Origin of the sequence: Aestuariibaculum sp. YM273, from assembly GCF_030908365.1 — a bacterium.
In the GTDB taxonomy this organism is placed as follows: domain Bacteria; phylum Bacteroidota; class Bacteroidia; order Flavobacteriales; family Flavobacteriaceae; genus Aestuariibaculum; species Aestuariibaculum marinum.
On record NZ_CP133090.1, the window covers coordinates 3,472,032 to 3,485,481 of the forward strand.

Sequence of the window (13,450 nt, forward strand, 5' to 3'; positions counted from 1 at the left end):
CAAAACCATAAAGTTAAAACATGAAATTTATAGTATCGAGTACTTATTTATTAAAACAATTGCAAGTTTTAGGAGGGGTTATCAATAGCTCTAATACATTACCTATTTTAGATAACTTTTTATTTGAATTAAACCAGTCTCAATTAACCGTCTCTGCAAGTGATTTAGAGACCACGATGTCTTCTACACTTGAAGTTGAAAGCAATAGTGAAGGTAGCGTTGCTATTCCTGCACGATTATTACTTGATACGCTTAAAACATTTCCAGAGCAACCGTTAACTTTTGTTATTGAAGATAACAACACTGTTGAAATTAGCTCTAATCACGGTAAATATGCTTTAGCTTATGCCAGCGGAAAAGAATTCCCTAAGGCGGTTGTTCTTGAAGACCCGAGTAAAACAGTGGTTTTAGGTGATGTTTTAGCTACCGCAATTAGTAAAACCATTTTTGCTGCCGGAAACGACGATTTACGTCCGGTAATGAGCGGTGTATTTTTTCAATTCTCTACTGAAGGTTTAACGTTTGTGGCTACCGATGCTCATAAATTAGTTAAATACACGCGTGAAGATATTAAAGCCAGTCAGGTTGCAGAATTCATCATGCCTAAAAAACCTTTAAACCTATTGAAAGGTATTTTAGCTGGTAGTGAGGAAGACGTTACAATTGAATACAACGATTCTAACGCGAAATTCATTTTTGAAAACTCAACCTTAATTTGTCGTTTAATCGATGGTAAATACCCTAACTACGAAGCGGTAATTCCTAAAGAAAACCCGAACAAATTAGTGATTGACAGAACACAGTTTTCGAACTCTGTGCGTCGTGTTAGCATTTTCTCAAATAAAACAACACACCAGATTCGTTTAAAAATTGCTGGTGCTGAATTGAATATTTCTGCCGAAGATATCGACTACAGTAACAAAGCTGAAGAACGTTTAACTTGTGATTACCAAGGAGACGATATGCAAATTGGCTTCAACTCTCGCTTTTTAATGGAGATGTTAAACAACTTAGGCTCTGATGATGTTCAATTAGAAATGAGTATGCCAAATCGTGCTGGTATCTTAACTCCTATTGATGGTTTAGATGATGGCGAACAAATTACTATGCTTGTTATGCCTGTTATGTTAAATAGCTAAAATTTTAGATACAAAATATATTAAAACAAAAAAACGCTCACCAAATGGTGGGCGTTTTTCATTACACTACTTCAACAATCCCTCAATTATTTAAAATAGCATAGCAGAACTATTGTCCATCGTTATTATTATCTATGGTAGTATACTCTCCATTATAACTACCATAAATAGTAGTGCCATCTTTCCTTTCAAATTCAAATGTAAATTCTATCCTATCTACAGAATAATAGGTTATTGTTATGCTGCCTGAATTAGCTTCCAGATTATTATTAATATCATTCTTAGACAAAACAGTCACACCCCCTTCAAATTCGGCTTCGAAAATTTCACCATTTACAGTGAAATCAAAATCATTTAATTCATTTAAATTATAAGTTGTTTCACCAATAGAGGCTTGATTAATTCTAAAGTGCATAAAATCTACACCTTGTAAAGAAGCACCAGAACTTAAAGAAGACATCACCTCATCTGACGATTTATTACTTAATTCAATAAAGGTGTTACCAAATGAAACTCCTAAAAATGCTGACTTGACTTCAAACTGATCTTCCCCTATTACAATTATACCTCTTGCCTTTTCCTTATTATCATCTGATGAACAAGACAGTAATATAAAGGATGATAAAACTAAGGTTACTACTTTTAATATTCTCATAAATACACAAATTAAAGCACCCAAATTGGATGCCTCTTAATTTTAATTTTAACTAATTTATTGTTTGATAAACTTTTTAGTACTTACCCCTGAATTGGTTGTTATTTGTATCAGATACAATCCTGAAACCAAATCATCTACAGTCATTCCCTTATTTATAGAATCAGATTGTTTTATTAACTGACCATTACTATTGTAAATAGCTAAATTTTGTATGTCTTGCTTCGATTTTAAATATAAAGTGTTGCCTACAGGATTAGGATATAATGAAATTGATAAATCTTTAGTAAAATCATCAATACTTAGAGTTGAAGAGGTATACTCGAAAGCTCCTAAATCTAGAGTTGCATTTACAAATCTATCATTTCCTGATAGATCTAATGAACCAAACAAAGTGACATTAAAATGCGCATTATCACCTTGATCTATAATATATAATGAAGCTACTGTTGGCTTATAATCTGCGTCTAAATTCAAGTTGTCAGTAGCAGGATTTAAAGTCGTTATATTGGTTGCTGAAAAAGTTCCGTAAGTCCCTGCATTATTAGGTACAGTTGCAATGGTATTGTTTATAACAACATCAAAATTAGCTTCTGCTCCATTGGAAATATCTCTTGTTGCGGCTGTTCCGTTAATTGTGTTTTGCCAAAAAATAGAATTATATATATTAAGGTTTAGACTTGCATTTCCCGAAGCTGTAATAACATTACCGTAAGTGGAATTATTGATATTGTTAACAAAAGTACTGTTAGTGATAACTGCATCCAAAGTATTACCATTACTCCAGTCTGATCTTAGAATATCCAATGCTGCAATATTCGTGTCGTTATCTGCAACCAAAACGTTAGCCCATCTTGTAAAAACGTAACCGTTTGTACTATCTGACTGCAAATAAATTAAACCAAAATTAACCGAAGTATTATAAACAAGCTTGGTGTTTTCTAAAAATAGTCCACCACTTAGTTTTCTCATTTTCAACAAATATCCGTTTGAATAATTATATCTAATTACAGAGTTTTTAATTTTTAAATTTGAGATATCTGCACTGTTTGGAATATAAATAACCCCATTTTCATTTACACCTCCAGCTGCCGATGTATCGTAAATATTTTCAAAGATGATGCCATCAAAAGTAACATCATTTGCTGTTACGCTAAACAATCGTTCTGCATTATCTGTTTTATTAGATGTAAAATCACCTTCAATGTCATCACCGTTCATATCACCTGTAAAAACAGTCGCATTAGTTGTGTGAATTAAAGCAACATCTCTCTCTGCTAAAGTTGTTTCAGTCCCTGCAAATCCGCCAACAATATTAATTTCATTGGTAGTCACAGAGATAGGGGTATTTACATCTATTAAGGTGTAAGTTCCTTTAGCTACCCAAATGTCATCATTAAGACTTGTTGCAGATAAAGCATCTATAATATTGGTATAAGCATCACTCCAAGAGCTTCCATCGTTTGCTCCAGTCGCATTAGCATCTACATAATATACCGTAGGAATGCAATTAACGCTATAACTAGCATGACTATCTTTAGTCCATCCTACCAAGTACTGACCACTATTAGCTGGTGGCGAAAACCCGTTATCAACCTGAATACACGTCAAATTTGGATTTGAATACGCCTTCATGTAGTTGAAATTGCTATTATTTCCGTTAGAAATTAACAAAGTCTCTAACTGACTATTATCATAGCAGAAAATTTCAGTAATACTTGTGTTTAAACGAATATCTAAACTTGTTAAATTATTAGCAGCAACATGCAAACGTGTAAGAGATAAATTGTTACTAACATCAATTGTTGTTATGCTATTATTTGGAACATCTAAACGTGTTAAATTAGTAAAAGCTTCAATTCCTGTTAAATCTGAAATACCCAAACCATTCATTATTAATTCGGTGGTTACTTGAGCCTCTGCCATAGTAATTTCAGAATCGTTATTTAAATTGATACTACTATCGTTTACTAAAAAACTTTTAAAATTAGCATCTGGAATAGTTACAATTTGATTTAACGCGGCACAATCGTAGCTATAAAATGCAGAATTTCCTTTGGTCCATCCTTGACTATAAATACCAGCTTCTGCAGGTGGTGTAATACCAGCATCTATTTGAATACACGATAAGCTATTACCATAGGCTTTCATCCAATTGATATTGAAATTATTACCATTTGCAATATTTAATTGATATAACACACCATTGTTATGGCATTGAATATCTGTAATTAATGTGTTTGCACTAATATCTAATGTTTCAATTTGATTATCTGCACAGTGCAAGCGTGTTAATGCCAGATTATTACTTACATCTAATGCCGTTAAATTATTACTATAGCAATCTAAGCGTGTAATGTTTACGAAGGCTTCAATTCCTGTTAAATCTGAAATGGACAAGCCATTAATTAATAATTCACCTGTGAAAGCCTGAGCTTCAGCAAGAGAAATTTCAGTGTTCCCGTCTGTATTAATTGATGCATTTCCAACAAGAAACGCTTTAAAGTTTGCATCAGGAATATTTACGTTTTGAGCAAAAACAGCAGATACGCCTATGCATAAGTAGGTAGTAAATAATAGTAAAGTTTTTTTCATTGTAGTTGAGAATTTTTATGATTAATCAACTACAAAACAACTGCTAGAGTCTAAGTTTCCAATTTAGATTTTTCTGAAGTACCTTAATTTCTTTCTGAATTAATTATAGAAATGTTTCTTTAACGACTATTAAAAATTGATCGCGTTTAGATTTTGATATAGGAATGCGTTTTTGATTACTCATTAGCAAATAATCGCCATCATCTTTAACCAATTCTTCTACATATTTTAAATTTATAAAATACGACCGGTGGCATTTAAAAAACATGGCGTTTTTTGATAATTGTTCCACAAAATGCTTCAACGGTTTACAAATAGTTTTTTGCTTACCTTCTGCTAACTGCACATTGGTATACATGCCATCTGCTTCAAAATAAACTATATCGTTATGTGAAGCGAACAAAATACCTTTAGGAATTTCTAAAGCAATTTTATCTATAGATAATTGCTTTAACGAATCGCGAAGCTTACTTAATTGTTGGCTTAAATTATTAGCCTCTATCGCTTCTTTTGCTTTTGTCACCGCTTCTTTAAGCTCTGTAATATCAACAGGTTTTAGTAAATAATCAATAGCTGAGAGTTTAAAAGCTTCTATAGCATATTGATTGTATGCAGTAACAAAAATGATTTTAAAATCGATTTGACCCGAAAAATATTCCAGAATTTCTAACCCCGACTGATTTGGCATTTCTATATCTAAAAATACGATATCTGGCTTTTCGGACTTAATTAAATCTACGCCAGTTTTTAAATCTGCCGCCTCCTTAATGTCTGTAATTGACCTGCAGTGCTCTATTATTAGATTAGACAACAAATGTCTTGCACGTTTTTCGTCATCAATAATTATGGCTTTCATCACTTCTATTTTATTAATATTTTAATTGTGACCCTCGTTCCTTTAGGCTGATGTTGATCATCATACAAATCTTCTATATCGATATCTATTTCACGTTTAAGCTTATGCTTATACAAAAACACGCGCTCTTGATTGGCTTTTGTAGCAAACGATTTATAAGTGCGAAGTGATTTGTTTATGGCTTCTGAAGCTTGCCTACCCACCCCATTATCTTCTACAATAATTTCTAGACTATTTGTTTGTCTTATTTCGTTAAAACTTACAGACAACTTTCTCTCACCCGACTTATGCAATAAACCATGCTTTAAGGCATTTTCAATGTAAGGCTGAACAAATAACGATGGTACTTTTATTTGATTCGTATTTAAACCTGAATCGACTAAAATTTCGTAATTAAGCTCTTCAGCAAACCTTATTTTTTCTAATTCTAAGTATAACTTTAAGGCGTCAATTTCCTGGCTTAGTGTAATTTCATTTTGCTGACTGTAATTTAGGTACAAACGAATTAACCTACTAAATTTAACGAGGTATGAACTGGCAAGCTCTCTTTCGTTTGAAATGATATAATCCTGAATAGAATTGAGCGCATTAAAGATAAAATGCGGATTCATTTGCGATCTTAAGTTTTCTAAACGTAAATTCGTTATCTTTTTATCACTTAATATTTTATCTATCTCCGCCAAACGATCTTGCTCCTTTTTCTTTAATTTTTGATTAAAAATCATCCAAATAATGATAATCAGGCATAAACTAACTAATGAATAAAACCATGAAGCTTCCCAAAACGGTTTACTTATTTCAAAACGAATTGGAGTTAAGGTTTCCCCCTCCTTTCCTCCTGTATTTAAAGCTTTTACCTCAACCGTATACTTTCCACTGTTTAAATTATTAAAAACAGCTTTATTTACACCTAAAGGAACGTTGTGCCAAACATTATCGGTTTCACTTATCCTGTAAGCATACTGTACATATTTATCGGAAAGGAAACCGTTTGAATTAAACTCTAAACCTATATTGTTTTGATTATAATCGAGCACGTAATGTTCTTGAAGTGGTAATGTTGAATCATTAACAAAAACTGATTTAATATTTAAAGGAGCCGTATAATGCGTTTTAAATACGGAGTCCTGTTTAGGAATTTTATAGAAGATATTAGGTTTAATAATTAAAATATCGTCCTTTAATACCAATAACTGACTACTGGATGCATCGACCCCATCCTGTGTGCTTAAAATTTTGATTTGTTGGGTTAAAGTGTCATATTGTATTAATTCGCTATCTGTTAAAATCCATAAAAATTTGCCATCACCTACGATTGAGTTTATTAATTTATCATTTAAAACTTTCAAATCCATTGGTTCAAGTTCACTATTATAAAAACGAATTAAACCATAGTGCTGGGTTGCAAACCATAAGCTCCCATCTGTTTCAGCTATTTCATTGATTAAAACACTTTCTCCTTCATAAATAATTTCTTTTAAAGTGTTGTTTTTGAATTCGTACAAGCCATCAATAAAAGATATGTATAACGATTTTCCCTTTGAAAACCATGAAGTTTTTACCCGTTTGTCTCGCAAAACTGATAACGAATCTGAATTTAAGGGGTTATGATATATAATGCCTTCCTTATAATTTCCATAAAACAAATTCTCGTTTCCTAAAGCAGAAAAACTTTTAGCCACAGCAAACTTATTGGCAGCATCTGTTACTTTGTAATTCGTTAAATCTATAACATAGGACTTTGTTACATTCAAACTAACCAACAAAGCCTGTTTTTTATCATCATAATAAAATTGACCTACGGGTTTCGCTCTGGGTAAATGTATAGAATGCTCCAAAATTCCTTTTTTATAAAATAATATCTTACCATTGTTAGTACCAAAAACAAACCTATTATCTTTTAATGCACAAAATGATGTTATTTTGTTTTTTTTATCGTCCAGATTATATGTTTTTATCTGAATATTTTGAGATACAAAAATTCCATTATCCAAAGTCGAAAACCAATAATTGCCATTGAAATCTTTAACAACTTTAGAAATGGATTCTCCCTTGAAGTAGTGTGATTTTAATTTTAGGTTAAACCAACTGTAATCATACAAATAGACCCCTGAATCTGTACAGAACCAATACGTATTATCAATTTCAAGAATTCTGTAAATTGTGCGGTTAACCAATAATTCTGGAGTAATTAACTTCTGTGTTCGTTTTGTTGCTTTGTCTATAATATAAATGGTATTCTTACCTTCAAATCTGTAATTAACAAACACATGATGAGATAAGGCGAATACCTGAGCAGATTGTAATTGATGATACTGATCTATTTCAAGAATTTGTTGCATCTCGTCACTATTCGACGAAATAATTTTAGCATTATTATCAAGAAGAAACACAAAATCTTCATTATTATATTGACTAACACTCATAATGTGCCAGTCATTTACTTTAGATACCTTTTTTGTGTTTTTATCAACTTCAAAAACCCCTTGCTCTGTGAATAACCTTATTTTTAAATCATAAACCTCAAAAGGAACTAGCTGACCATTAGTAATTTTATTTGCATCAAAAAAAAGATACATTGTGTTATTTTCAACATAAAATAGCTGTCCGTAAATATTATTACACCAAAGTCGGCCATGCTTATCTAATTTAAGACCAAATACAGAATTTCCATGCTGCTCTTGATGCGTTGTTTTAATATAGCTTCTGCCGTTATATCGATATAAACCTTTATCGGCTGCTAACCATATCGCTTTGTTATTATCTTCAACTATATCATAAAATTCAATATCTGGTAAATTAGATACTGTAGACATGTTTACTGTTATCGGATTTTGAGTAAAACCTGAATTGACCAACAGAATCAAAAAAAGAAGTAATATGTTAGTTTTTAATTTAAGCATCAAGATTAGCAAAAAAACAAACTTATTATTAATCCCATATACTAAAAGTGATTTTTTCTAAACCTGGTCTATTTTTTTCTAAATAAACAAAAAACGCTCCACAATAGTGAGCGTCTTATTAATATCTTAATTAAATAAACTAATTAATAAAATTAAGAGATAATGGATATTTTGCAACTTCGCCATTACTGGCTTTTATAGCATTAATTATTGGAAAGATGAGTGAAACTATTCCAATTATAATAAATCCAACAAGTCCTATACCACACAGCAGCATTAATGGAATACATAGTAAGCAATATACAATTAAACTCAATTGAAAGTTTACAATATTCTTACCGTGTTCATCCATTTGGTAAACCTTATCCTTTTGTGTTAACCAAATAATTAAGGGTAATAATAAGCTTCCAAAACCTAACACTAAGGTTACTAACTGACTTAAATGGGTTATGACTAGTAATTGATTATCTTTTCTCATGATTGATTATGTGTTTTGATTGACACTTATTAGACTAACGAATTTAAGAAAAGTTACAACTACAAATAAAAAAATCCGTAGCTGAAAAAGCTACGGATTTTTAAAGGTAGTATCTCACAAAGTGTGTAAAGATTAAAAATCGAGGGTTAATGCTCTCGATATTTTTTTTGTTTAATTTTAAAATTTACACACTTATGAAGAAAGAAGATTTTCTAAACGACGATTTTTTAAAACAGTTTAAAACAGGAGACGAACTGACCTCCTTTCTAAAATCCATCCAAAAGCGAGGTATTGAAAAGATGCTAGAAGGAGAACTTGATGCGCATTTAGATTATGATAAACATCAACAATCCGACAATAGCAATACCCGTAACGGTTACGCTTCTAAAAAGATAAAAACAGCTTTAGGAGAGACCAATATTAAAGTTCCCAGAGACCGAGAAGCCTCTTTTAACCCTATGTTAGTTCCTAAACGTACCAATATGGTCGATGGCATAGAAAACGTCATTATCAGCCTTTATGCAAAGGGTATGAGTAATTCTGATATCGAAGAACAAATCCGAGAAGTTTACGATTTTGATGTATCTACATCTACCATATCTCGCATCACAGATAAAGTGACCAATGATATTGTTGCCTGGCAAAACAGACCACTAGAGCCTGTATATTTAATTACTTGGATGGACGGTATTGTATTCAAAGTTCGGGAGAACTCCAAAGTCATTAACAAAACCATGTACATTGCTGTAGGATTACGCAGGGATGGTAAAAAGGAAGTTTTGGGACTTTGGCTGGGTAAGAATGAATCGGCAGCCTTTTGGATGAGTGTCTTGACTGATATTAAAGCTAGAGGCGTTCAGGATTTGCTTATCACAGCTACAGATAATCTTAACGGCTTTACCGATACCATTAAAAACGTTTTTCCTGAATCTAAAACCCAAATCTGCGTGGTGCATCAAATTCGTAACGCTTGCCGCTATGTGGTTTGGAAAGACAAGAAGGCCTTTACAAAGGATATGAAAAATATCTACGATGCACCCACCAAAAGCGCAGCAAAAGCCGCTCTAGAGGACTTTGCTCAAAAATGGGAACACAAGTACTCTTACGCTATTAAAAGCTGGAATGACAACTGGGAAGAGCTTACCGCTTTCTATGAATTTCCTTTAGAAATTAGGAAAATCATTTACACCACGAACCTTATTGAAAACCTTAATGGAAAAATCAGGAAGTACACCAAAAACAAGCTGTCATTTCCAACAGATGAAGCAGTAATGAAGTCCACTTTTTTAGCTCTTAGAGAGGCTACTAAAAAATGGTCGATGCCGATTAGAAACTGGGGCATTATTTTAAACCAGTTTTTAACTATATTTGAAAAAAGGGTCCAGATTTAAAAAAGCTAAACCCTCGATATTTTATACTTTACACACTTTTCGGGATAGTGTCTTTTTAAATTTAATAATATTAGAAAATTATTTACATGTGTAAACCGATTTGAATAATTCGGTAAACTTTTCCTTATTTCCATTTTTAAATGGAACCATATAAAAACTATAGGTATTCACATGATCTCCACTTAAAGTATACTCCTTTTGTGGTCTAGCGCCCCAGCTGTTATCACCACCAACACCACGTTGATCCATATCTATATTTAATTGAACTAAATCGCGTTCTACAATATCTATGGTGTGTTTGCTTTTATTTACTTCAGGCATACCATCACTATAATTCGCATCCTGTGTTGCGTGTTTTTCAACTTTATTTTCTAATGCATAATTTAAACCATCCGTCGCATCAAAATCTTCATTAAGCATATGCAATGCACTTAATCCTAAATCCTTTTGGTTGCCTGCTGAAGACACTACCAGTAAACCGTTATTGTTTGTATTAGCAAAAGCAACCCAACGTACATCGGTTTTATATCCATTTTCCTGAGGACGAATATACGGCACATACTGATCGGAAACCGATGAATTGTATACATCTACAAAAGCTGAGGCTTTTCTATCTGTATAATTTTCCCATGGACCACGTCCGTAATACGTCATATTACTAAATGCTTTTGGTAACTGCATGCGCATACCCACTCTAGGAATATCTGCTTGATAAGTAGTTGTATTTAACGTATTATCTATTTTAATCATACCATTTGCTAAAATGGTATAAACCGAAACAAACGTGGTCTCAACACCAGGTAAAGTATATGTAATGGTTGCTGTTACTTTGCCTTCTTGAGAATCGTCTACCATAAAAGATGTTACTTTTTGATTAAGCGTTGCTTCCTTCCATTTAATATTTTTTTCCTGCATACGATTACCAAAATCATTATCTGTTGGTGCACGCCAGAAGTTTGGTTTTGGTCCGTTTTGGTCTTTAATCAACTCTTCATTTGCAAACTTATAAGACACCATTTTACCCGCAGATTTATCGAACAGAACTTCAAAATCTTCTCCCGAAAGCTCTAAACTTTCCTTGCTATCTTTTACTTTAATAGAGGAGCTAGTAGCAATACTTTCTTCTTGCCATTTTATCTTTCTTCCTAATAAAATTTGCTCATGTGCTACTACATAACCAGCTTTCAATATCCCCCAACCTTCTTTAAGCACAGCTTCTATCTCTAAAAAATATTCGGTATTTTCTTTAAACTCTATATTATTCAATGGTACCCTTACTAGTTTTCCTGTATGAGGCTCTACGGCTATACTTCCGGCGTCAAACGTATCTAAAATAGTTCCATTAGCTTTTATTTTTGCTTTTATATCGAACTTATCCAGATTGGTAAAATCATAAAGGTTCTCAACTAAAACTCTTACCTGATTATCTCTATTAATACCTTTGTGCTTAAAATTAATAAACTCGTGGGCTTTTTTCACTTCATATAACCCCGGATGAGGTGTGCGGTCAGGAAAAATTATTCCATTATTTAAAAAGGTGTTATCGGTAGGCATACCTTCACCATAGTCCCCTCCGTAAGCATAATACTTTTCACCTTTTTTGTTAGTTTTCCAAATAGATTGATCGACCCAATCCCAAATGAAACCACCTTGTAAGTTGTCATGCTGTTCAATAACATCCCAGTAATCTTGAAAGTTTCCTGTGCTGTTTCCCATAGCATGGGCATATTCCGAAGGAATAAAAGGACGGTCTGTTTTCGATCTTCCTATATTTTCAAAACCAGCTGGTGATGGATACTGAGGCACGATGATATCTGTGTTCGCCTCCATATCGAATAAATTACCATCTACATCTTTATAAGCGCGCTCGTATTGTACCGGACGCTTTTGCTTATCATGTGCTTTGATAGCATCATATCCCGCAAAAAAGTTAATTCCGTTTCCAGCCTCGTTACCCATAGACCAGATGATTACCGAAGGGTGGTTTTTATCGCGTTCTACCATACGAATCATACGATCGACATGGGCTTTTTCCCATTTTTCAACCTTCGCAAGCGAATGACTTCCGTAGTACATACCATGCGATTCGATATTCGTTTCGTCTACCACGTAAATTCCATAAATATCACACAACTCATAAAATTTTTCTTGCTGTGGGTAATGACTTAGCCTAACGGCATTAATGTTATTCTCTTTCCAAAGCTGAATATCTTTTAAAATCTGCGCTTCACTAACCACATGGCCAGTTTCTGGGTTATGCTCTTGTGTATTTACCCCTTTTAAAGTAATCACTTGTCCGTTTACACGTAACAAGCCATTTTTAATTTCAACCGTTCTAAACCCTACTTTTGTAGATGTCGACTCTAAAATCTTTCCTTTGTCTTTAGTCGTCACCACTACCTGATAAAGGTTTGGTGTTTCAGCCGTCCAAGGCAACACATTAAAAATTTGAGTTTTCAAATTCACATTAATCGTTCCGTCTGATGGCACTTTAACCGAATCACTTCCTTTTGCAACAGCAGAACCTTTTTGGTCTAAAACCTCGTAAAAAACATCAACCGTATTTGATTTTGAATCTGAATTATTAACAGCCACAGTAAGGTCTAAATTTCCTGTAGTATAGGCACCATCAAGAGTTGCCATAACTTCGAAATCCTTAATACGCGATTTTGGCTGAGCATACACATAAACACTACGCTCAATTCCACTAATTCTCCAGAAATCCTGACACTCTAAATACGAACCGTCAGTCCATCTAAAAATTTGAAGGGCAATGGTGTTTTCTCCTTCCTTTAAATATTTTGAAATATTAAATTCTGCCGGAAGTTTACTCCCTTGAGAATACCCAACATATTCACCATTAATCCAAACGAAACCTCCAGATTTCATGGCTCCAATATGCAAAAACACTTCCTTTTCATCCCAGCCCTTGGTTACTGTAAAAGTACGTCTATAAGATCCTACAGGATTATAGTCAAATGGTACTTGTCCCGGATTAGACGGGTATATTTTATCTTCGAAAGTAATCTCGTTTGAAACCGGTGCTTTATAATCGGCAAACTCATACTGATGGTTTACGTAAATTGGGACTCCATAGCCTTCTACTTCCCAATTAGCAGGGACTTTAATATTATCCCAATCAGTAACATCGATTTCAGGCTTCATAAAATCCTTAGGACGATCTGCTGGTTTACGAACCCATTTAAATTTCCACTGTCCATCTAAACTGATGTAATTTGCAGATGCTTTCCAGTTATTTTTTAAAGCTTCACTTTCTGAAGAAAATGAATAAAAGGTGGTATGTGTGTCTTCTTTATTTTCAGAAATTACCTGAGGATTTTGAATGTAATGTTTTAGATCCTGAGGTAGTTCTTGAGCAAAGAATAAATTTGTAAAACAGAGTAGTGTTAAGCTTGTTAAGTTGTTTTTCATA

The 13,450-nt window shown here is 33.2% G+C and carries 8 protein-coding genes; 2 read left to right on the plus strand and 6 right to left on the minus strand.

From position 1 onward, the window contains the following. Positions 1-20: 20 nt before the first annotated feature. On the plus strand, positions 21-1,139 hold the full coding sequence (gene dnaN, locus RBH94_RS14865) for a DNA polymerase III subunit beta (RefSeq protein ID WP_188222241.1): 1,119 nt from the start codon (positions 21-23) through the stop codon (positions 1,137-1,139). Positions 1,140-1,248: 109 nt separating this feature from the next. On the opposite strand, the gene RBH94_RS14870 is transcribed toward dnaN, so the two are convergent. From RBH94_RS14870 to RBH94_RS14890, 5 genes are all read right to left on the minus strand, one after another. Further along, positions 1,249-1,794 (minus strand): hypothetical protein, encoded by a 546-nt coding sequence (locus RBH94_RS14870; RefSeq protein WP_307881600.1) that lies wholly within the window; start codon positions 1,792-1,794, stop codon positions 1,249-1,251. A 57-nt stretch (positions 1,795-1,851) separates the two neighbouring features. After that, entirely contained in the window at positions 1,852-4,389 is a 2,538-nt protein-coding gene (locus RBH94_RS14875; protein ID WP_307881601.1) for a T9SS type A sorting domain-containing protein, read from the minus strand. A 103-nt stretch (positions 4,390-4,492) separates the two neighbouring features. Next, positions 4,493-5,245, minus strand: coding sequence for a LytTR family DNA-binding domain-containing protein (locus tag RBH94_RS14880; RefSeq protein ID WP_307881602.1), 753 nt, complete (start codon positions 5,243-5,245; stop codon positions 4,493-4,495). Positions 5,246-5,250: 5 nt separating this feature from the next. Then, positions 5,251-8,061, minus strand: a complete 2,811-nt coding sequence (locus RBH94_RS14885) for a histidine kinase (RefSeq protein ID WP_307881603.1) — start codon at positions 8,059-8,061, stop codon at positions 5,251-5,253. Positions 8,062-8,287: 226 nt separating this feature from the next. After that, positions 8,288-8,626, minus strand: coding sequence for a DUF4870 domain-containing protein (locus tag RBH94_RS14890; protein WP_307881604.1), 339 nt, complete (start codon positions 8,624-8,626; stop codon positions 8,288-8,290). Positions 8,627-8,820: 194 nt separating this feature from the next. On the opposite strand from RBH94_RS14890, the gene RBH94_RS14895 reads away from it, so the two are divergent. Continuing rightward, a complete protein-coding gene (locus RBH94_RS14895; protein WP_258226960.1) occupies positions 8,821-10,017 on the plus strand; it encodes an IS256 family transposase in 1,197 nt (398 codons plus the stop codon). A gap of 78 nt (positions 10,018-10,095) precedes the next feature. Here RBH94_RS14895 and RBH94_RS14900 read toward each other — a convergent pair whose 3' ends face one another. Then, on the minus strand, positions 10,096-13,449 hold the full coding sequence (locus RBH94_RS14900; RefSeq protein WP_307881605.1) for a glycoside hydrolase family 2 TIM barrel-domain containing protein: 3,354 nt from the start codon (positions 13,447-13,449) through the stop codon (positions 10,096-10,098). Position 13,450: the final 1 nt, after the last annotated feature.